Below are 21,377 nucleotides of genomic sequence, written 5' to 3'. Positions count from 1 at the left end.
AAACCTCGTCTGCACATGCCCCCCAATGGAAGCGTACGAGGAAGCCGCAGAGTAAAAATACGCCCCCGCCGAGAAATCGGCGGGGTTTTTTCGCCAATCGGAAACCTGTGTTCCGAATTGTGACCACTTCCGATGTCGTTTTTCTTCGATGAAGCGTCTTTTGCGCTTGCTGCGAGTGCGGGGCGCCCATACCTCTGCCCGTGGGACACCCCTCCCCAACGAGGGGCGTGTATCTGGAAGGGTAATACACATGACGATCGAACAACCGGCGACGCGGCCGGCGAATCCGCGTTTCTCCTCGGGCCCCTGCGCCAAACCCCCCACATTTGATCTGAGCAAGCTTGCCGACGCCGCCTTGGGGCGGTCGCACCGTGCCGCGGTTGGCAAGGACAAGCTGAAGGCCGCCATCGAAGGCACGCGCGAAGTGCTGGGCATTCCGGCGGATTACAAGATTGGCATCGTTCCCGCCTCGGACACCGGCGCGGTTGAGATGGCGCTGTGGTCGCTGTTGGGCAAACGCAAGGTTGAGATGCTGGCGTGGGAAAGCTTTGGTTCGGGCTGGGTCACGGATGTAGTCAAGCAGCTGAAGATCGACGCCGACGTAAAGACCGCAGAGTATGGGCAGATCGTTGATCTGACATCGGTCGATTTTGCCAATGACGTTGTGTTCACATGGAACGGTACCACTTCGGGAGTGCGGGTTCCCAATGGTGATTGGATCGCGGATGACCGTCAGGGCCTGACTATCTGTGATGCAACCTCGGCGGCGTTTGCGATGGAGCTGCCGTGGGACAAGCTGGATGTGACGACGTTCAGCTGGCAGAAAGTGCTGGGAGGCGAGGCGGCGCACGGTATGCTGATCCTGAGTCCCCGGGCTGTCGAGCGGTTGGAGAGCTACACTCCCGCGTGGCCTCTGCCCAAGATTTTCCGCCTGACCAAAGGTGGCAAGCTGATCGAAGGCATCTTTACTGGTGCGACGATCAACACGCCTTCAATGTTGGCAGTCGAGGACTATCTGTTTGCGTTGGACTGGGCGCGTTCGGTTGGGGGGCTGCAAGGGCTGATCGCTCGGGCGGATGCCAATGCCGGTGCTGTTCATGCGTTCTGCGCACAAAACGATTGGATCGCCAATTTGGCCGAGGACGCGGCAACGCAATCGAACACGTCTGTCTGCCTGAAATTTACTGACGCGCGCATTCAGGATGGCGCGACATTCGCCAAGGCGGTAGCCAAAAGGCTGGAAGCAGAGAGCATTGCGTTGGACATTGGCGCCTATCGCGACGCGCCTGCGGGACTGCGGATCTGGTGCGGCGGAACGGTCGAAACCTCGGATATCGAGGCGATGCTGCCGTGGCTCGCATGGGCCTTCGAGGCCGAGATCGCAGCGCAAACAGAAGCTGCCTGAACACGTTTCCCCAACATATCCCGGGCCACATCTGGCCCGGGTGTCTCTCAAAATTCAAGGACCAGAGAAATGGCCCCCAAAGTACTCGTTTCTGACAAACTCAGCGAAACTGCGGTTCAGATCTTTCGTGACCGCGGCATCGACGTGGATTTCATGCCCGATCTGGGCAAGGACAAGGACAAGCTGGCTGAGGTAATTGGCCAGTATGATGGTCTTGCGATCCGCTCGGCTACCAAGGTTACGCCCACCCTGCTGGAGAAGGCAGATAATTTGAAGGTTATTGGTCGTGCCGGGATCGGCACGGACAATGTCGACAAAGATGCTGCGTCCAAAAAGGGTGTGATCGTGATGAACACACCGTTCGGCAACATGATCACAACCGCCGAACATGCCATCGCGATGATGTTTGCCGTGGCGCGCCAGATCCCCGAGGCCAGCACGTCGACCCATGCGGGCAAGTGGGAAAAGTCCAAGTTCATGGGAATCGAACTGACCAATAAGACCCTCGGTGTGATCGGTGCGGGCAATATTGGCGGGATCGTCTGCGAACGCGCTCTGGGCTTGAAGATGAAGGTCGTCGCATACGATCCCTACCTGGGCGAAGAGAAAGCCGCCAAAATGGGCGTTGAAAAGGTCGAATTGGACGAATTGCTAGCGCGTGCCGATTTCATCACCCTGCACGTGCCGCTGACAGATCAGACCTGGAACATTCTGAGCCGAGAGAATCTGGCCAAGGCCAAACCGGGTGTCCGCATTATCAACTGCGCGCGCGGTGGTCTGGTAGACGAAGTGGCCCTGGCTGAAATGCTGCAATCGGGTCACGTCGCAGGTGCGGCTTTCGATGTGTTCAGCGAGGAACCCGCCAAGGAAAATGCTCTGTTCAATCTGCCCAACGTCGTCTGCACTCCCCACCTTGGAGCGGCAACGACCGAGGCACAGGAGAACGTAGCGCTGCAGGTGGCCGAACAGATCTCGAATTACCTGCTGACCGGTGCGGTTGAAAACGCATTGAACATGCCCAGTGTCACCGCCGAAGAGGCGAAGGTCATGGGGCCGTGGATCAAGCTGGCCGGGCATCTGGGCAGTTTCATCGGCCAAATGACGGATGAACCGATCAAGGCGATCAACATCCTCTATGACGGTGTGGCGGCTGAGATGAATCTGGCAGCGCTGAATTGTTCGGTGGTCGCTGGGATCATGAAAAAGTTCAATCCCGAGGTGAACATGGTGTCGGCGCCGGTCGTCGCCAGGGAGCGGGGGATTCAGATCTCGACGACCAATCAGGACAAATCCGGTGCCTTTGAAGGATATATCAAGGTCACCGTCGTGACTGAAAAGCGTGAGCGTTCTATCGGTGGCACGGTGTTCAGTGATGGCAAACCGCGTTTCATCCAGATCAAGGGCATCAATATCGATGCCGAGGTGGGCGCGCACATGCTCTACACCACCAACGAGGACGTGCCGGGAATCATCGGCACGCTGGGTCAGACCATGGGCGAAAGCGACGTGAATATCGCGAACTTTACCCTTGGCCGATCCGAAGCGGGGGGAGAGGCGATCGCGTTGCTTTATGTGGATGAACCTGTCCCGGCTGAAGCGCGCGCCAAGCTGGCGGAGACGGGACTGTTTACGCAAATCAAACCCTTGGAGTTCGATGTGGCCTGACGCGCCTTGTGTTGAGTTTCGGAGACAATTTGATGCCCGCGCCCTCAAAGGCGCGGGCATTGTCTTTTGCGCTGCCGCGTTTTGCGCCAAAAGGTGGGCAAATCAGGCGCTGAGGACATGTCATGACGAACCCGATTTATGCTGTCGGTGACTTGCACGGGCAGGTCGCGGAATTCGAACGGGTTCTGTCGCTGATCGAACGTGATGGTGGCAGAGAAGCGCGCGTCGTATTTCTGGGCGATTATGTTGACCGGGGACCGGACAGCCGTGGCCTGTTGGACGTGATGATCTCGGGCCGAGACGCAGGTAGAGACTGGGTCACCTTGCTGGGAAACCACGACAGGATGTTTGCATGGTTTCTGGAAGACACACCTCGGCATGATCCGCATCTGCTGGTCGGCTATCACTGGCTGCATGATCGACTAGGCGGTATCGAGACTTTGCGCAGTTACGGGGTTGAGTTCGAAGGGCGAATTCGGCTGGAGGATCTGCACGCGATGGCACTGGCAGCCGTGCCAAAGTCTCATGTGACTTTCCTGCGTGATCTTGTTGCGATGCACCAGACAGCTGAACTGGCATTTGTGCATGCAGGAATCCGGCCTGGTATCCCGCTGAACGAGCAGGCCGAAAATGATCTTGTCTGGATACGGCAGAGCTTTCACAGCCATGCTGGCCCGTATCCGAAACTGATTGTCCATGGTCATACACCGGTGGATCGCGCCACACACTATGGGAACCGTGTGAACCTTGATACCGGAGCGGGCTATGGCCGTGCCGCAAGTGTGGCTGTTTTCGAAGGCCGTTCGTGTTGGCTGCTGACGGACACCGGACGCATTCCGCTGAATCCTAGTCCGTCGTGAACATGTCCTTGTAGGCCGCGCGCAAGGCGTTCTTCTGCACTTTGCCCATCGTGTTTCTCGGAAGCTCGTCCAGCACGATCAGCTTGCGCGGATGTTTGAACTGGGCAAGCTCGGTCTGAACTGACGCCAGTATCGCTTGCAAATCCGGAGCCTCTCCTGGTTTTGGCACCAGAATACCGAGAACGGTTTCGCCCAAATCCGGATGCGGTACGCCTATGACCGCGCTTTCCAACACGCCGGGTTGGTCATCCAGCAGCAACTCGATTTCCTTGGGATAGATGTTGTAGCCGCCCGAAATAATTAGATCTTTGCCGCGTCCGACGATGTGGACATAGCCGTCCTCGTCCACACGTCCCAGGTCGCCGGTGATGAAGAACCCGTCCTCGCGCAGCTCGGCAGCTGTTTTCTCGGGCATCTGCCAATAACCTTTGAACACGTTTGGCCCGCGTACCTCGATCATGCCGATCTCGCCCTTTGGCAGGTCGTCACCCGTTTCCGGGCCGGTGATTTTCAGTTCGACGTCAGGCAAAGGGAACCCGACGGTCCCCGCCCGGCGTTCGCCGTCATAGGGGTTTGACGTGTTCATATTGGTTTCCGTCATGCCATAGCGTTCCAGAATGCGGTGCTTTGTGCGGGCCTCGAAACGTTCGTGGGTTTCGGCTAAAAGAGGGGCCGAGCCCGAAATGAACAGGCGCATATGCCTCGCCAGATTTCCGGTAAAACGATCATCGCTGAGCATGCGGGTGTAGAAGGTCGGCACCCCCATCATTGATGTCGCCTTTGGCAGAAGGCGCAGCACATCGTCCAAATTGAATTTCGGTAGAAAGATCATCGACCCGCCAGAAGCAAGCATAACATTTGTGGCCACAAACAGCCCATGGGAGTGGAAGATCGGCAGGGAATGTAGCAGCACGTCTTCGCTGGTGTACCGCCATTCTTTCACAAGGGTTTCCGCATTCGACAGCAGGTTGGCCTGGGTCAGCATCGCACCCTTAGACCGGCCTGTAGTGCCGGACGTATAGAGGAAGGCGGCCAGATCGTTTTCGGTCCGCTTTACCGGTTCGAAAGCGGGCAGCATACCAAAGGCGCGGCGCATCAGACTGCCGGATCCGTCTGCGTTCAGTGTCTCGAGCTGTGCTTTCTGAGCCTGCGCCACGAGGGTCAGATCGGCTTCGTCAACGGCATCGCACACGACCAGCCGGGCACCGCTGTTTTCGATGAAATAGCTCAGCTCATTTGTTGTATAGGCGGTGTTTAGCGGCAGAAAGATCAGCCCTGTTTGCGCGCAAGCGGCATAGAGCGCCAGTGCCTCGGGCGACTTTTCAACCTGCACCGCGACCCGGTCGCCGGGCACCAGCTCCAGACCGACAAGGGCATTCGCGATACGGGCGGCCATGTCCAAAAACTCTGCATGGGTCAAGGTTCGGCCATCAGGCAGATGAAGAAACGGCGTCGTTTTACCCAGGTGAATGCCGAACAAGCGATCAAATAGCGGGTTGCCCATCCGGTTTTCCTTTCCGTCGTCTTTGGGTCGATCGGAGCGAATTTGTCTTGGAATGCCATGAGGGTAAAGCCCTATGAAGGCTCAGGTCAGGCCGGATGTCAGATTTGTGTCGTCATTCGGTAACCTGCGCCAAAATACAGTTTGGCAAAGGTTACGGGCTGGCCCTGTAACCAGGTAATGCGTTCGGCGGTAAAAACTGGTTCGCCTTCGGGAACGTCCAGGAATTCGGCCACCCTGGCATCTGCGCGGCTGGCCAGAAAGGTCAGTTCGACATTGGTAAAGGGCACCGTCTGCACCAGCCAATCATTCGGGCCGACCGAAGTGAAATCCGCCTGTGTCACTTGCGGCACGCTGTCGATCACAATCCAGCGGTCCTCGTACTGAAACGGTGTGTTGCCGGAATAATGCATGCAGCGGACGTGCATTACCGATTGCTCAGCAGTCAGCGCCAGCCGGGCACTGAGCCAATCGGGCGCGGGGTGTGTCTCGGTCGAGACCAAGGCATAGCGATAGGTGCCGCCCAATGCCTCGATTTCGTCGCGAACCAGAGGGATGGTAAATCGCGCCTGCCTGTGCGGCGAACTCAGTACCCGCGTGCCAGCCTTGCGACGGCGTTCCAAGTAACCTTCATCTGCCAGTTCGCGCAGAGCCCGATTAACCGTGGTGCGGGTACAGGAAAACGTGACTGCAAGATCCTGTTCGTTGGGCAGCAGCATGTCGGGTGGCCACTCGCCTGAGCGGATGCGATGCAGCACGGTCTGCTTGATGTCCTTATAGCTGGTCGTGTCGCTGTGTTGCGTCATGCCGTTGCTCCAAGTCAGTCGTCGGCCAGCAGGTCGGCGACCGCGGCGCGATAGGCGGGCAGAATGGCGTCTCGCGCGATGTGACGTCCCCCTTGAACCATATGCCGCCCCGCGGACCACAGATCGGTCACCAAACCGTCCGGAGCTGCAAAGCACAACCCATCCAGTAATTGATCATCGCGCAGCGCGCAGAGGGCAGGGTGAGCCCGTTCGATACTCACCAGATCGGCCAGTTTTCCGGGCGCGATTTCTCCGGCCTTGCGTCCAAGAGCCTGCGCACCACCCTTTGCCGCGCTGGTATACAATGCATGCCCCACAGAGCCCTCATCCTTGACCAGAATTGTGCGTCCCATATCGCGCAGGCGTTGAGAATACTCCAGCATGCGCAGCTCTTCCGGCAAGGAAATACGAACGTTCGAATCCGAACCGATTCCGAAGACACCACCGTTTTCAATGTAGGTGACTCCGTTGAAGACACCGTCGCCCAGATTGGCCTCGGTGATCGGGCACAGTCCTGCAACAGCGCCGGATTGAGCCAGGCCGCGGGTTTCGTCGTCGGTCATGTGAGTCGCGTGGATCAGGCACCAACGGTCGTCAACATTCACATTGTTCAGCAACCACTCGATCGGGCGCTGACCCAGCGCGGCCTCGACATCCGAAACTTCTTTGAGCTGTTCTGAAATGTGAATATGCACGGGCCCGCGTGGAACCAGACCGAGTACCTGTTGCAAATCCGAAGGAGTTGTTGCGCGTAGGGAATGCGGAGCGATGCCAAGAGCCGAGTCGTCATGGGGCAGCGCTGTACGGCACTCCGCGATAAGGTCCAGAAATTGTCCGACTTCATTGCCAAACCGCATCTGACCACCCGTAAGAGGTTGCTGCGATACGCCACCATGGGTGTAAAGCACCGGCAGATGCGTCAGGCCGATACCGGTTTGCTTGGCCGCGGCGAAGATGCGCTGGCTGAGTTCGGATAGCTGTGCATATGGCGTGCCGCCCGGTTGATGGTGAACATAGTGAAACTCACCAACCGAGGCATACCCGGCTTCCTGCATTTCCATGTAAACCAGCGCGGCAATTGCCTGAACTTGCTTTGGCGTCAGCCGTTCCAAAAAACGGTACATCAGGTTGCGCCATGTCCAGAAACTCTCGCGCCCGGCGGCTCGGACTTCGGTCATTCCAGCCATGGCCCGCTGAAATGCGTGACTGTGCAGGTTTCCAAGCGCGGGTAGCAGGACGTCGACCTGCACGTCACCGGGCTGTGCGGTGGCTCCGTGTTCGAGCGTGCTGATATGTCCCTGTTCGATCTCCACCCGAATATCCGTCGCCCAGTCAGTACCGATAAGGGCGGATTTTGCGTGAATACTCATGGCGGACCTATTTTGTGTAGACTTTAATTGATTACCCGTATACGAAAAATTCACAGCAAGGGGGAGTCCAAAAGAATCGCCATGACAAAAAATTCCGTTTTTTGCTGCAGCCGACTGGCCACTATGGAAGGCGCAACGCCCTATGGTCTGGTCGAAAACGCCGCAATTGCAGTTGAGGATCAGACGATTGTCTGGGTTGGAGCGCGATCAAACCTACCTGCCTCATACGCAGACTGGTCGGTTGTGGACTTTGGCGAACGTCTTGTGACTCCGGGGCTTATCGATGCTCACACCCATGTTGTTTTTGGCGGAAACCGAGCCACAGAGTTCGAGATGCGGCTGAACGGCGCCACATACGAAGAAGTTGCTCGTGCGGGTGGCGGCATCCTGTCCACGGTCAATGCAACACGAGCTGCGGCCGAGGACGCACTGCTGGCCGACGCATTGCCGCGTGTGGACGCCTTGCTGTCCGAAGGTGCCAGCTGCATCGAGATCAAGTCGGGTTATGGGCTGGATGTCGAGACTGAGCTGCGAGTGCTGCGCGCCGCGCGGCGTGTCGGCCAAGAACGCCCGATCAGGGTCAAGACCAGCTTTTTGGGCGCCCACGCCGTGCCACCCGAATACACGGGGCAGCCGGATACCTATATTGATGAGGTTTGTATTCCGACCCTGCGCGCAGCTCACGCGGAAGGGCTTGTGGATGCGGTCGACGGGTTCTGCGAGGGCATCGCTTTTGACCCTAACCAGATCGCCCGAGTTTTCGACGTGGCGCAAGAACTGGGCCTGCCGGTCAAACTCCATGCCGAACAATTGTCTAATCTAGGTGGAGCCCGGCTTGCAGCTTCTTACGGAGCGCTTTCTGCGGATCATATCGAATATCTCGACGAAACCGGTGTGGTGGCGATGTCTGAGGCCGGTACTGCTGCGGTTCTGCTGCCGGGGGCGTTTTACACATTGCACGAAACTCAGCTGCCACCGATTGACCTGTTGCGCCAGCACGGTGTTCCAATGGCGCTAGCAACGGACTGCAACCCGGGCTCATCGCCGCTGACATCCTTACTGCTGACGATGAACATGGGATGCACCCTGTTCCGCATGACGCCCGAAGAAGCGCTGGCGGGTGTCACCCGAAACGCGGCTCGTGCGTTGGGTTTGACCGATGTCGGAGTGATTGCGCCGGGCCAACGGGCTGATCTTGCAGTGTGGGACGTCGATCAGCCAGCCGAGCTATCCTATCGCATCGGGTTCAACCCGCTTTACAAACGTATTTTCGGAGGCGTCGAATGAGTTCGCTGACACTCAAACCGGGCGATGTTTCGCTGGCGCAGTTGGCAGACATCTACCGGCACGAAACCCCGATCGTGCTGGATGAAACCTGCAAATCGGCAGTTGAAGCCGCGGCGCGCCGAATCTCCGAGGCCGCTGCCGGGGCTGCGGCGGTATATGGTGTGAATACCGGCTTCGGCAAGCTCGCCAGCCACAAGATCGCACCCGAGGATACCTCGACCTTGCAACGCAACCTGATCCTCAGCCATTGCTGCGGGGTTGGAGAGGCGGTGCCGCGACGGTTGGCTCGGTTGATGATGTCTCTCAAGCTGCTGTCATTTGGGCGCGGCGCGTCCGGCGTGCGGTGGGAATTGATCGAGCTTTTGCAGCAGATGCTGGCGCGCGGTGTCACGCCGGTCATCCCGGCTCAAGGCTCGGTCGGGGCATCCGGGGATCTGGCGCCTTTGGCGCATATGACCGCCGTTGTGATCGGCGAAGGCGAGGCCGAGGTGAACGGTGCGATCCTCCCCGGTGCAGATGCTCTGAAATCCGCTGGCCTTACCCCGATTGCCCTAGGCCCGAAAGAGGGGCTGGCCTTCATCAACGGCACCCAGTTTTCAACAGCCTATGCCTTGGCCGGACTGTTCGAAGCATGGCATGCAGCGCAGAGCGCGCTGGTGGTATCGGCCATGTCGACAGATGCCATCATGGGCTCGACCGCGCCATTGCAACCCGAGATTCACGCTCTGCGTGGACACCGCGGCCAGATGGATGCAGCCAGCGCCATGCGGGCCACATTGGCCGGATCGGTGATCCGGGAGAGCCATCGCGAAGGAGATACGCGGGTACAGGATCCGTATTGCATTCGCTGCCAGCCCCAGGTCACGGGTGCGGCGATGGACGTGATCCGACAGGCGGCGACCACACTGACGACAGAGGCGAACGCAGCCACTGACAACCCTCTGGTTTTGTCGGACCCCGAGGCTATTGTATCTGGCGGTAACTTTCATGCCGAACCCGTTGGCTTTGCCGCAGATATGATCGCGCTGGCGATTTCAGAGATCGGGGCCATCGCTCAGCGGCGTATTGCACTGATGGTCGACCCGACACTCAGCTTTGATCTGCCGCCGTTCCTGACGCCCAATCCGGGGTTGAACTCCGGCCTGATGATCGCCGAGGTCACTACCGCTGCGTTGATGAGCGAAAACAAGCACTTGGCTAATCCGTGTGTAACCGACAGCACACCGACCTCGGCCAACCAAGAGGACCACGTGTCAATGGCTGCTCATGGTGCGCGGCGTCTGGCGCGAATGGTGGACAACCTGAACTACATTCTGGGTATCGAGCTACTGTGTGCGGCGCAGGGCGTCGAGTTCCGTGCCCCATTGCCCACAAGCGATCCGTTGCAGCGTGCCATTGCGTGTCTGCGTAGTCATGTTCCAGCCCTTGGTGACGATCGTTACCTCGCCCCGGAACTCGAAGCAGCCCGTACGCTGATTGCCAGCGGAGATATTCTCGACGCGGCTGGTGTAGAAATGCCCGGGTTGTTCTGATGCAGGTATTCGATGTCCAGCGCGGTGACGCACCCATTGTACTGGGGCAGCCCCATGGCGGTACATTTGTTCCCGACCAGATCGCGGGCCGCCTGAACGACAACGGGCGCGGGCTGGCGGATACGGATTGGCATATCAACCGGCTGTACGACGGGCTGAGCGATGCTACGGTCGTTCAGTCGCATGTGCATCGTTACGTGATTGACGCCAACCGCGATCCGGCGGGCGTTTCGTTATATCCCGGCCAGAACACCACGACTCTGGTGCCGTTGACGGATTTCGACGGCAAGGCGATCTGGGCAGATGGGCAGGAGCCCTCGGCGGACGAGATCGAAGAGCGTCGTGAGAAATTTCACGCACCCTATCATGCGGCTCTGATGCAGGAGTTGCAGCGGGTGCGGGACAAATACGGCGTTGCGATCCTGTTTGACTGCCATTCGATCCGCTCGAACATCCCGTTTTTGTTCGAAGGCGAATTGCCCGTGTTCAATACCGGCACCAATCTTGGCGTTACGTGCCATCCGCTGATCGAACAAAACGTCGATGACATCGCGCGCGATGCCGAGGGTTTGGCATCCGTGCTAAACGGGCGTTTCAAGGGCGGGTGGACGACGCGCCACTATGGCCGCCCTGCTGACGGCATTCATGCGATCCAGATGGAAATCGCCCAGCGATCATACATGGACGAATCCCCGCCCTGGGCGTGGCGCGATGACCGCGCAGACATCCTGCGCCCATATCTCAAGACAATGCTGACACGCCTGACCGATCTCGTCTTGTCGGGTGAATTGACGGAAAACAAGGAGCCCTGACATGAGCGATCCGCGCAAGAACACCCGCGATATCTTTCCGCCCACCGGGCCTGAGCTGAACGCCAAAAGCTGGGTAACCGAGGCGCCCCTGCGGATGCTGATGAACAACCTGCACCCGGATGTGGCTGAGAACCCGCACGAACTGGTTGTTTATGGTGGCATCGGACGTGCGGCCCGGACGTGGAATGATTTCGATAAGATCGTCGCCGGTCTGAAAGACCTTGAAGAAGACGAAACGCTTATCGTCCAATCCGGTAAACCAATTGCGATCATCCGCACGCATAAGGATGCGCCTCGGGTGCTGATAGCGAACTCGAACATCGTGCCGCATTGGGCCAATTGGGACCATTTCAACGAGCTCGATAAGAAAGGCCTGATGATGTACGGCCAGATGACGGCCGGTTCGTGGATCTATATTGGCACACAGGGCATCGTTCAGGGCACCTATGAGACCTTCGCCGAGGCCGGTCGTCAGCATTATGGTGGCGACCTGACCGGTAAATGGATTCTGACCGGCGGTCTGGGCGGTATGGGCGGCGCACAGCCACTGGCCGCTGTGTTTGCCGGGGCCTGTTGTCTGGCCGTCGAATGTAACCCGGATTCGATCGATTTCCGCCTGCGCACCAAATATCTGGACGAAAAGGCGGAAACACTGGACGAAGCGCTTGAGATGATCGACCGCTGGACCAAGGCGGGTGAAGCAAAATCCGTGGGTCTGCTGGGCAACGCGGCTGAAATCTTTCCCGAGATTTATGCGCGCATGCAAGCCGGAGGCATGCGTCCTGATATCGTTACTGACCAGACCAGCGCGCATGACCCGATCAACGGCTACCTGCCTTTGGGCTGGACGATGGCAGAATGGCGGGACAAGCGCGAAAGCGATCCCAAGGCCGTTGAAAAGGCGGCGCGTGCTTCGATGAAGCAGCACGTGGCGGCGATGGTTGATTTCTGGAACGCGGATGTTCCCACACTGGACTACGGCAACAACATTCGACAGGTGGCGCAGGATGAGGGGTTGGAGAACGCATTTGCGTTCCCGGGTTTTGTTCCTGCCTATATCCGTCCGCTGTTTTGCAAGGGCATCGGCCCGTTCCGCTGGTGTGCCCTTTCCGGCGATCCCGAGGATATCTACAAGACCGATGCCAAGATGAAAGAGTTGTTCCCCGAGAACGAGCACCTGCACCGCTGGTTGGACATGGCACGCGACCGCATTGCGTTTCAGGGCCTGCCGGCGCGTATCTGTTGGATCGGACTGGGCGACCGGCACCGGGCAGGGCTGGCCTTCAATGAGATGGTCGCCAATGGCGAGCTGAAAGCGCCGATCGTCATCGGACGGGATCACCTGGATTCAGGCTCGGTCGCCAGCCCGAACCGCGAGACCGAGGCGATGTTGGACGGATCAGACGCGGTGTCGGACTGGCCGCTGTTGAACGCGCTGATCAATACCGCCAGTGGCGCGACCTGGGTGTCGCTGCACCATGGCGGCGGCGTGGGTATGGGCTTCAGCCAACATGCGGGTGTAGTGATCTGTGCCGACGGAACCGAGGACGCTGCGCGACGGTTGGAGCGGGTGTTGTGGAATGACCCGGCCTCAGGTGTCTGGCGCCATGCGGACGCGGGGTACGATATCGCCAAAGATTGCGCGCGCGAACATGGTCTGCGTCTGCCGGGCATTCTGGGCTGACCCGCATCAAACTGTCTCTGGCGAAAATGCTGCACCTGCGATATGCGCAGGTGAGCATGCCGGAGGTCAAAAATGTACGTTGCCACTTTGCTAACTAATCCGAATGCGCCGTCTTTGGACCTGGCGCTGATCGAGTCGTTGCGCAACGCGTGGGGTGGCAGTGAAATCGTCTGGCTGTGCCCGGACGAAGCGGTAGAATTCACGCTGACAGATGTGCCTGGCAATCGATGGGACACCTGGGCCGATTTGCAGCAGATGGGCGTGGACCTGATCGTGCAGCCTGCCGAAGGGCGCCGCAAGAAGATGCTGTTGGCGGATATGGACAGCACCATGATCCAGCAGGAGTGCATCGACGAACTGGCTGATGAGGCCGGTGTCGGCGACAGGGTCAAGGACATTACCGCGCGCGCAATGAATGGTGAGCTGGATTTCGAAGGCGCACTGACCGAACGCGTCGGCCTGCTGAAAGGTCTGGACGAAAGCGTGATCGGTAAGGTCCTGAACGAGCGGATCACTTTGATGCCCGGCGGTAAGGCGTTGCTGGCCACGATGCGCGCCAACGGGGCTTACGCTGCGTTGGTATCCGGGGGTTTCACCGCGTTCACGGCTCGGGTTGCCGAAGAACTGGGCTTTGATGAAAACCGGGCCAATACCTTGCTGGCAGAAGACGGTAAGCTGAGTGGCGAGGTTCATCGCCCAATTCTTGGACGACAGGCCAAGATTGAAGCGCTCGAACAGATATCGACCCGTCTTGGCATTTCAGAGGCAGATGTGATTGCAGTTGGGGACGGTGCAAACGATCTGGGTATGCTGGGCCGGGCCGGGACGGGCGTAGCGCTGCACGCCAAGCCCTCCGTCGCAGAAAAATGCGATGTTCGGGTCAATTTCGGAGACCTCACCGCCTTGCTGTATCTACAAGGGTACAGCCGATCGGAAATCATTCCGTCCTGAGGGGCTTTTCATAATTTAACTTATGTGTTAAATAGGTGCCATGAACACACTTCTGGCTGCCTTCTCTGCGTTGTCCGATTCCACTCGTTTCTCGATTGTTGAACAGTTGATGGAGCGAGGGGAGCTTCCCGCGGGTGACCTCATCGAAGGTAAGGGAATCTCTGGTGCCGCGGTATCGCGCCACCTGAAAGTGCTGCGCGAGGCAGGATTAGTGCAGCAGCGCGTTCACGGCACACAGCGGATGTATTCGATTCAGCCCGACGGGCTACGAGCGATCGCAGAATGGACGATCTCGAAACGGCAGTTCTGGGAAGCGAGTCTGGATCGTTTGGGCGATATTCTGGAAAGGGAAAACTCATGGCCGACTTGAAGTTGGAGCGGGATTTCCCCGTCAGTTCCGAGATCCTTTTTACCTGGATCAGCGACGGCGCAAAGCTGTTGCAGTGGTGGGGGCCTGAAGGCGTCCGCGTACCCGAGCACAATCTGGATTTCTCGCGTCTTGGGCCGTGGTTTTCGGTAATGCAGAACGCTGAAGGTCAGCAATTCAAGGTGTCGGGCCACGTCACGCATGTTGATCCGCCCAAGTCCGTCGGATTTACTTGGGCGTGGCATGATGACAACGATCAGCGTGGACCTGAAAGCCATGTGATTTTGTCCGTTGCTGCAACGGAGAGTGGTTCGCGCCTTGTGCTGGATCACCGCGAACTTGCTGACGCCGAGGCCGCTGCAAACCATGAGCAGGGTTGGACATCGTCGCTGCGCAAGCTTGAGGCGCGGTGCAAATGAGTTTTCATTAGGGAGAAGCGAAATGCCGCAATTTTTATTTGTTTATCACGGCGGTCATACCCCAACCGATCCGGCTGAAATCGAAGCGACCATGGCCGCTTGGGGCGCATGGTTCCAAGGCATGGGCGATGCACTGGACATCCCCGGAAACCCGGTCGGTCAGTCCTATACTGTCAGCGGCAGCGGAGTTGTTGACAACGGCGGTGCAAACCCGGCCTCGGGCTTTACCGTCATCAAGGCGGACAGCATCGATGCGGCGACAGAGATGGCCAAGGGCTGCCCGATGGTTGTCAACGGGTCAGGTTCGGTCGAAGTGGCCGAGGTGCACGAAATCGAGATGTGACGCCCTTAGCCGGGAAACCCCGGTGCCGGTCTGATCACGCCGCATTCCAGCCCGCGACGGCTGTATTGCGTGGCGTTCATGAACTTGCGGGTGGCGGGGTGTTCGGCCTCCAGTACGCCAAGGCTCACCAATAGGGATGCAATTGCGCATTCACTGGCCCGGGTTGTGCCGTCGGTGATCTTTAGTGCGATGCCCATCCGCTTTTCCGGAATTATGGCGACAAAGACGGCCTCGGCGCCTGTCTTGATCGCTGCGCGCCCATTCATGGCGCGCATCAGCTCGGTGCATGCACGGCTTTCTCCGGCGACCAGCTCGGGGTGTTTGACCATGGCAGCGGTAAGCAGTTGGGCTGCGTCGCTGGCGCGATCAGACCGATCAGCGGACGAAGCAAACCAAGCCATCGAACGTGCAAGCCCCGCCAATGAGGTTGCAAAATTCGGTGCAGAACAACCGTCGATCCCATATGCCGGGCTGGTCTCACCCGTGGTTTCTTCGATCGCGGACAAGCAGGCCTGCTGCACAGGATGGTCGATCTCCAGGTATTCAGGGCCTGCACCCATGTGCTGCGCTACAGTCAGAAATCCGCAATGTTTGCCGGAACAATTATTATGAATCTGACAAGGTGTGTCGTCTGCCAGGATCAGCCCGTCACGCGCAGCCATGTCCGATGGCTCTTGCGGGCCGCAACGTAGATCGGGTTCGGTCAGGCCAAGATGGTCCAGCCATGCCGAAACGCGTTGCGTATGAATTGCGGCCCCACTGTGGGACGCGCAGGACAGAGCCAGGTGTTCAGAGTTCAGCCCGTATTTTGCCGCCGCGCCCGTGGTGATTAACGGTAAAGCCTGGATCATTTTGGCTGAAGAACGGGGGTAGATCACCGCGTCCGGATCGCCCCAACTGCGCACGATCTGACCGGTGTCATCACAGATCACCGCATGGCCCAGATGTAGACTCTCAAGCAAGGGGCCACGCCATAGTTCTGTCATTGGTACCGGCTGCGTCATCTGGACCCCCTGCGTATGCGCAAAATTCTGCCAATCGCTCTTTCGCCTGTGGCGAAACCTGCGTTAGTGTGTGTATGTCGACAATCATCGGGATGCGCAACTTTCGAAAGACGAACCGGCAGGGTTCGCAGCGATTCACGATGGGTATGAGGTATAGGTCGAGCTAGGAGGCTGGACAGATGGGATCAAAACTTGTCCGTGTGATCGCGGGTCTGTGCATGGCAGGGATGGCCACAACTGCAAGCGGCCAGCAGGCGACAAGCACCAACCGCGTCGCTGCCAAGACCGACTGGAGCGTTTTCGTAGAAGATGATCCCACCGAGTGCTGGAGCGTGTCTGCGCCCAAAGAAACCGTCAATACGCGTGGTGGTCGCGTCGTTTCGGTGCGTCGCAGTGATATCCTGTTATTCGTGTTTTACCGTCCAAATGCCGAGGTTAAGGGACAGGTGACCTTTACCGGCGGCTATCCTTTTGCGGCGGGTTCAACTGTGAATCTGGTCGTCGATGGCAGCGAGTTCGAACTGTTCACCGATGGTGAATGGGCCTGGCCAGCAACAGCGGCCGATGATGCAAAGATCGTCACGGCGATGAAACGAGGAACCGAGGCTGTTCTGACAGCACGGTCCGAGCGCGGCACACAGACCAAAGACACATTCTCGCTTCTGGGTTTCACTGCAGCGATCGAAGATGCTGAAAAACGCTGTACCAACTGACAGGTACAACTCTTTTTAAAAAGCCCCGCCAAAGTGTCGGGGCTTTTTTTGACTCCAGCCTAAAGAAATTGCGGCCTACGTTACGCGACGTCTGCTCTCGTGTTTGATCCGTGTCAATGCACTGCCTCTTGGTTTTTGAACTAATCAGTTCAGAAGCAAGAGGAGCCAATAAGATGTTGAACAAGACTTTTACAGCGTTGCTGATGATCTCTGCGGTGTTGTTGAGTGCCTGTGAAAAAAGTGCGGATACCTACCCCGTAAGTGGTGAGCAGTGCGGACCGGAAGACCCGGTCAAGAAGCTGGATGCGGCGGATTGCTACATCCCACCTGCGGTCAATTAATTCACTAGAACCTGCCGCGGCGGTCCTGCTACCGCGGCACTCCCCTCTGTTCGCGCAGGTCTTATCAGCGTGGTAGGTTGGTCGGAAGAATTGACCTAACCTATTGGAGGGCTGGCAATGCGCTGGGCTTTTGTTGCCGTTTTCTTTCCAATTGCCGCGATGGCTGACCCAACGCTGGAATGCTTCGATTCCGGTTCTCAGGTTGAAATCGGGGCGTGCGTTTCGAAAATGGAAGAACGCGTGAACGTCGCTGTTGAAGAGAGCTACTCATTCGCTGTCGCAGCAGCCAAAGAGCTCGACGAAGTGACCGGACGGGTCGAGGCTCAACCTGCTTTGGAGGCCGCGCAAAGCGCTTGGATGGCTTATCGGGATTCGCAGTGCGAAGCGATAGGCGCCTCATACGGTGGCGGTTCCGGCGCAGGTATCGCAATTACATCCTGTCGGGTTGATTTGGGTCGCGCTCGCGTGGATGAACTGCTGCGTTTTGCAAATTAGCCCGCACGAATTCTTTTGATCTTTGCGCGCGTTCCTATATAGAGGCGCATCCCAAGCCAGAATCCTTCGAGATACGCCCATGTCGCCCAAAGCGCCGATCACCCAAGACGTTATGACCATCCCCCGCAAATTGCCTGAGGGGAAGGTGAACCTTGTCGGCCTGACCCGCGACCGTCTGCGCGAAGTGCTGATCGAACATGGCACGCCCGAGAAACAGGCCAAGATGCGCACCGGGCAGATATGGCAGTGGGTTTATCAGTGGGGCGTGCGCGATTTTGCCGAGATGACCAATCTGGCCAAAGCCTATCGCGCGCAGTTGGCTGAGAGTTTCGTCATCGAAATCCCCGAGGTCGTGACACGTCAGGTATCCGAGGACGGCACGCGCAAATATCTGGTGCGGATCGCCGGCGGTCACGAAGTCGAGGTGGTTTATATCCCCGAGGACGACCGGGGCACGCTCTGCATCTCGTCTCAGGTGGGCTGTACGCTGACCTGCTCTTTCTGTCATACCGGAACGCAGAAACTGGTGCGCAACCTGACGGCGGCAGAGATTGTCGGGCAAGTGATGATGGCCCGCGATGATCTTGAGGAATGGCCGATCCCTGGCGCGCCCAAGGATGAAACGCGCCTGTTGTCGAACATCGTTCTGATGGGCATGGGTGAGCCGCTCTATAACTTCGAAAACGTCCGGGACGCCATGAAGATTGCGATGGACCCCGAGGGGATTTCCCTGTCCCGTCGCCGTATCACCCTGTCAACTTCGGGTGTGGTGCCGGAAATCGCACGCACGGCCGAGGAAATCGGCTGCCTGCTGGCGATTTCGTTCCACGCCACAACAGATGAAACCCGCGACGTTCTGGTGCCCATCAACAAGCGCTGGAATATCGAAGAGTTGCTGCAGGCACTGGCCAGCTACCCCAATGTGTCGAACTCGGAACGTATCACCTTTGAATACGTGATGCTGGATGGCGTAAATGACAGCGACGCGGACGCGCATCGTCTGATCGACCACATCAAGCGCCACAAAATCCCGGCCAAGATTAACTTGATCCCGTTCAACGAATGGCCCGGCGCGCCGTATAAACGCAGCTCGAATAACCGTATTCGGGCTTTTGCGAACATCATCTATCAGGCGGGCTATGCCTCACCCATCCGCAAGACGCGGGGCGAGGACATCATGGCGGCGTGCGGGCAGCTGAAGTCGGCCACGGAACGTGCCCGGAAATCCCGCAAACAGATCGAATCCGAGGCAGGATTGGGGTAGCGCCCCCGGTGATGCACGATTGTGGTGATTTATTATTGAATACCTGTCTATTGGTGCTTTGACTTGGTATGCTTTGACAGGGTCAAAACACCCCTCAAATTCGCGCACAAGGCAGTGAGATTGTGATCAGGGTCATAGTAAGTTCTTTCAAGACCGCTATCCTGTATTCGCGATATTGAGGCAGCTTTCAGGCGAACCGTACAAACGGATGGGCCATAACAATGATATCAACACGTATACAGGTAACAGGGGTGCTGGTTGCTTTGATGACCTGTGCCTCGGGTTTGATAGCACAGACAACCGACAGGGATGCGCATCTGGCGATCGAAAACCCGGCTGATTTGTCCAAGGACGAAGCGCAGCAGCATTACCGCTCGCTGACAAAACGCATGGCGCGAGGCTATGCGACCTCGCAGTTGGATTTGATCCTCAATTACCAGAACTGGCCGTTGTTCAACGATGCCCCTTACATTTCAGCGACGCATGGGCAGCGTTACGTCAACAGCTACGCCAATCGGATGGCACATAATTACGGCACGCTTGCCGAAGGCGAGGTGCTGCCGATGGGATCGGTTCTGGCCAAGGACAGCATGACCGTAACGGATGAGGGCAACATTCACGCGGGCGCCCTGTTCGTGATGGAAAAACTGTCGGCGGGGGCCAGCCCCGACACTGCCGATTGGCGCTACATCATGGTGATGCCCGACGGCTCGTTGTTCGGCGACACGATGGGCAGCCGCGCAGGTGCTGTGGCCTATTGCCATGAGTGCCACGAGGCCGTCGCGGACCGGGACTACACGTTTTACGTTCCTGAGGAATACCGCTTGGGCAACTGATCTTCAGACCGTTTGGTCAGGTAATTTCAATTCGGTCGCTTCGCTGCGGCTGAGTTGCTCGCCCTGTTTGCGTTTCGACAGCACCTCGCGGGCGAGGGCGTATTTCTCATCCTGCCAGAAGATCAGGCAGCCGTTACACCCCTTGCCGCAGCATCCTTCGGTGCCAATGCGATTGGTTTTGAAACGGCGTTCGTTGCCATCTTCGCCGATCTTTTCCACCAGCGCGTCCCGGCGGCGGGCATAAGCGGTTGGATTGTCCCGGCCCGAAGTCTCCAGCCCCTGCACCAGTTTGTCGAACCGGATGCGGCTCCAATGTTCGTCAGTCAGGGCGCGTTCCTTGCGCAGGACGGAATAGACGGGAAAACGGGCGCGCAGGTCGTCGATGTCTTCGTGGTCGAACAGCGTGAAAGGCAGGCGGATGACGGTTTTGGTACTGCCATGCACCACATCCAACCGCGCCCCGTCCGAGGCGCGTTCGAAATCGTAGACCCGCAGCAGCACTGTTTCGCGGGATATGGGTGACACGAAATCCAGCACGTCACCCGGTTCCAGCTTGTTCTTCACTTCAACCAGAAACGCGTCATTGGTCACTTCGGTGACAATGCCCGCATATTCCCATTGTGCGATTGCCGCGGTGTGTTCGTAATCATGCGCGTAGTTGGTCAACCGCCCTTCGTGGAAGGCCAGCGTGTATCCTCGGTTTCCAACGGTCTCAAGCTCTCGCATATACGGTTTGGGATCCCAGTTCTCGGGGTCCGCGTGATAATCATCAATGGCCATACGATAGGCGCGGGCGACAATGGCGGCATAGTATTCCGACTTGCCCCGCCCTTCGACCTTGAGACTGTCGACGCCGATCTTCAGGTATTCATCCAGTTTCGGCATGATGCACAGATCGCGCGAGTTCAGGATATACGAGCCGCGATCATCCTCTTCGATGGGCATCAGATCACCGGGGCGGCAGCCTTCTTCCAGCAGAAACTCGAACAGATCGGAGTTTTCCTCGGTGATGCGGAGTTCCTGATGCGTGCCGTCCTTGAGGCGCAGCTTCACCCCGTAGTTCCAGCGGCAGGAATTAGCGCAGTTGCCCTGATTTGCCCCACGCTCGGCCATGAAATTCGACAGCAGGCACCGGCCCGAATAGGTCATGCACATGGCGCCGTGGACAAAGGCCTCCAGCTTGATATCCGGGCACTTCTCGCGGATTTCGACCAGTTCAGGGTAGGATACCTCGCGGGCCAGAACTACAAGTTCGGCCCCTTGGTCTTGCCAGAACTTCACCGACAACCAGGAACAGATATTGGCCTGGGTCGAGATATGCAGCGGCAGTTCCGGCGCGCGTTCGCGGACATATTGGAACACGCCGGGGTCGGCGATGATCAGCCCGTCTGGCTGCACCTTGCGCACCGTGTCGATATATTCGTCCAGCTTCGGGATGTCCTTGTTGTGCGAAAACAGGTTCAGCGTCAGATAGGCCCGCCGCCCGTGCTGGTGGCAGAACTCGACACCTTCGATTACCTCTTCAAGCGAGAACTCGGATTTCGTGCGCAGCGACATATCAGGCGTGCCGAGATACACCGCGTCGGCCCCGTAAAGGACGGCGAGTTTCAACTTGCGCAGATTGCCCGCAGGCATCAGCAATTCGGATCTGGACTGGGTCATGGGCGTACCGGGTTCTGGATCAATGGGGCCTTCTACGGCAGTTCCACCGAGTCCAAAAGG

The 21,377-nt window shown here is 58.1% G+C and carries 21 protein-coding genes; 16 read left to right on the top strand and 5 right to left on the bottom strand.

Translation table 11 applies throughout. From position 1 onward, the window contains the following. Positions 1-250: 250 nt before the first annotated feature. The 3 genes from AC2TCY_RS18570 to AC2TCY_RS18560 all read left to right on the top strand — a co-directional run bounded on the left by AC2TCY_RS18570 (position 251) and on the right by AC2TCY_RS18560 (position 3,930). Positions 251-1,405 carry a phosphoserine transaminase gene (locus AC2TCY_RS18570; protein WP_480849634.1) on the top strand — a complete coding sequence of 385 codons (1,155 nt, stop codon included), beginning with the start codon at positions 251-253 and terminating at the stop codon, positions 1,403-1,405. A gap of 69 nt (positions 1,406-1,474) precedes the next feature. Then, on the top strand, positions 1,475-3,070 hold the full coding sequence (gene serA / locus AC2TCY_RS18565; RefSeq protein ID WP_480849632.1) for a phosphoglycerate dehydrogenase: 1,596 nt from the start codon (positions 1,475-1,477) through the stop codon (positions 3,068-3,070). A gap of 122 nt (positions 3,071-3,192) precedes the next feature. Further along, a complete protein-coding gene (locus tag AC2TCY_RS18560) occupies positions 3,193-3,930 on the top strand; it encodes a metallophosphoesterase family protein (RefSeq protein WP_480849630.1) in 738 nt (245 codons plus the stop codon). Here the strand turns inward: AC2TCY_RS18560 and AC2TCY_RS18555 are convergent. The 3 genes from AC2TCY_RS18555 to AC2TCY_RS18545 form a co-directional block, all read right to left on the bottom strand. Further along, positions 3,917-5,434, bottom strand: coding sequence for a malonate--CoA ligase (locus tag AC2TCY_RS18555; RefSeq protein ID WP_480849628.1), 1,518 nt, complete (start codon positions 5,432-5,434; stop codon positions 3,917-3,919). The genes AC2TCY_RS18560 and AC2TCY_RS18555 overlap by 14 nt on opposite strands. 98 nt (positions 5,435-5,532) lie before the next feature. Then, positions 5,533-6,237 (bottom strand): histidine utilization transcriptional repressor HutC, encoded by a 705-nt coding sequence (locus tag AC2TCY_RS18550; RefSeq protein WP_480849626.1) that lies wholly within the window; start codon positions 6,235-6,237, stop codon positions 5,533-5,535. Positions 6,238-6,251: 14 nt separating this feature from the next. Next, positions 6,252-7,607 (bottom strand): formimidoylglutamate deiminase, encoded by a 1,356-nt coding sequence (locus AC2TCY_RS18545; RefSeq protein WP_480849624.1) that lies wholly within the window; start codon positions 7,605-7,607, stop codon positions 6,252-6,254. Between the two features lie 81 nt (positions 7,608-7,688). On the opposite strand from AC2TCY_RS18545, the gene hutI reads away from it, so the two are divergent. The 8 genes from hutI (at position 7,689) to AC2TCY_RS18505 (ending at position 15,002) form a co-directional block, all read left to right on the top strand. Continuing rightward, complete coding sequence (gene hutI, locus AC2TCY_RS18540) at positions 7,689-8,894, top strand: imidazolonepropionase (protein ID WP_480849622.1); 1,206 nt, start codon at positions 7,689-7,691, stop codon at positions 8,892-8,894. After that, the gene (gene hutH, locus AC2TCY_RS18535; RefSeq protein ID WP_480849620.1) at positions 8,891-10,426 is read left to right on the top strand and encodes a histidine ammonia-lyase; all 1,536 of its coding nucleotides are present in this window, start codon (positions 8,891-8,893) and stop codon (positions 10,424-10,426) included. Before hutI ends, hutH begins: the two co-directional genes overlap by 4 nt. Then, entirely contained in the window at positions 10,426-11,238 is an 813-nt protein-coding gene (gene hutG, locus AC2TCY_RS18530; RefSeq protein ID WP_480849618.1) for an N-formylglutamate deformylase, read from the top strand. The genes hutH and hutG overlap by 1 nt, the downstream gene beginning before the upstream one ends. 1 nt (position 11,239) lies before the next feature. Continuing rightward, on the top strand, positions 11,240-12,922 hold the full coding sequence (gene hutU, locus AC2TCY_RS18525; protein ID WP_480849616.1) for a urocanate hydratase: 1,683 nt from the start codon (positions 11,240-11,242) through the stop codon (positions 12,920-12,922). A 72-nt stretch (positions 12,923-12,994) separates the two neighbouring features. Next, complete coding sequence (serB, locus tag AC2TCY_RS18520) at positions 12,995-13,873, top strand: phosphoserine phosphatase SerB (protein WP_480849615.1); 879 nt, start codon at positions 12,995-12,997, stop codon at positions 13,871-13,873. Positions 13,874-13,913: 40 nt separating this feature from the next. Then, complete coding sequence (locus tag AC2TCY_RS18515) at positions 13,914-14,243, top strand: ArsR/SmtB family transcription factor (RefSeq protein ID WP_480849613.1); 330 nt, start codon at positions 13,914-13,916, stop codon at positions 14,241-14,243. Next, the gene (locus AC2TCY_RS18510) at positions 14,231-14,659 is read left to right on the top strand and encodes an SRPBCC family protein (protein WP_480849611.1); all 429 of its coding nucleotides are present in this window, start codon (positions 14,231-14,233) and stop codon (positions 14,657-14,659) included. The genes AC2TCY_RS18515 and AC2TCY_RS18510 overlap by 13 nt, the downstream gene beginning before the upstream one ends. A 22-nt stretch (positions 14,660-14,681) precedes the next feature. Further along, positions 14,682-15,002, top strand: a complete 321-nt coding sequence (locus AC2TCY_RS18505; RefSeq protein ID WP_480849609.1) for a YciI family protein — start codon at positions 14,682-14,684, stop codon at positions 15,000-15,002. A gap of 5 nt (positions 15,003-15,007) precedes the next feature. Here AC2TCY_RS18505 and AC2TCY_RS18500 read toward each other — a convergent pair whose 3' ends face one another. After that, positions 15,008-16,006 carry an asparaginase gene (locus AC2TCY_RS18500; RefSeq protein WP_480849607.1) on the bottom strand — a complete coding sequence of 333 codons (999 nt, stop codon included), beginning with the start codon at positions 16,004-16,006 and terminating at the stop codon, positions 15,008-15,010. A gap of 179 nt (positions 16,007-16,185) precedes the next feature. On the opposite strand from AC2TCY_RS18500, the gene AC2TCY_RS18495 reads away from it, so the two are divergent. The 5 genes from AC2TCY_RS18495 to AC2TCY_RS18475 all read left to right on the top strand — a co-directional run bounded on the left by AC2TCY_RS18495 (position 16,186) and on the right by AC2TCY_RS18475 (position 19,655). Next, a complete protein-coding gene (locus AC2TCY_RS18495; protein ID WP_480849605.1) occupies positions 16,186-16,719 on the top strand; it encodes an invasion associated locus B family protein in 534 nt (177 codons plus the stop codon). A gap of 173 nt (positions 16,720-16,892) precedes the next feature. Then, positions 16,893-17,060, top strand: a complete 168-nt coding sequence (locus tag AC2TCY_RS18490) for a hypothetical protein (protein ID WP_480849603.1) — start codon at positions 16,893-16,895, stop codon at positions 17,058-17,060. 117 nt (positions 17,061-17,177) lie between these two features. After that, a complete protein-coding gene (locus AC2TCY_RS18485; protein WP_480849601.1) occupies positions 17,178-17,555 on the top strand; it encodes a lysozyme inhibitor LprI family protein in 378 nt (125 codons plus the stop codon). A gap of 79 nt (positions 17,556-17,634) precedes the next feature. Further along, positions 17,635-18,819, top strand: a complete 1,185-nt coding sequence (rlmN, locus tag AC2TCY_RS18480; RefSeq protein ID WP_480849600.1) for a dual-specificity RNA methyltransferase RlmN — start codon at positions 17,635-17,637, stop codon at positions 18,817-18,819. Positions 18,820-19,040: 221 nt separating this feature from the next. Then, positions 19,041-19,655: a cytochrome P460 family protein gene (locus tag AC2TCY_RS18475; RefSeq protein WP_480849598.1), complete on the top strand. Its 615-nt coding sequence runs from the start codon at positions 19,041-19,043 to the stop codon at positions 19,653-19,655. Between the two features lie 3 nt (positions 19,656-19,658). Here the strand turns inward: AC2TCY_RS18475 and AC2TCY_RS18470 are convergent, their stop codons facing one another. Next, positions 19,659-21,317, bottom strand: a complete 1,659-nt coding sequence (locus AC2TCY_RS18470) for a U32 family peptidase (protein ID WP_480849596.1) — start codon at positions 21,315-21,317, stop codon at positions 19,659-19,661. Positions 21,318-21,377: the final 60 nt, after the last annotated feature.

It is taken from the genome of Ruegeria sp. HKCCD7181 (assembly GCF_057221055.1).
Note: the sequence above shows the minus strand (reverse complement) of the source record. Positions and strands in the feature narration are given on the sequence as shown.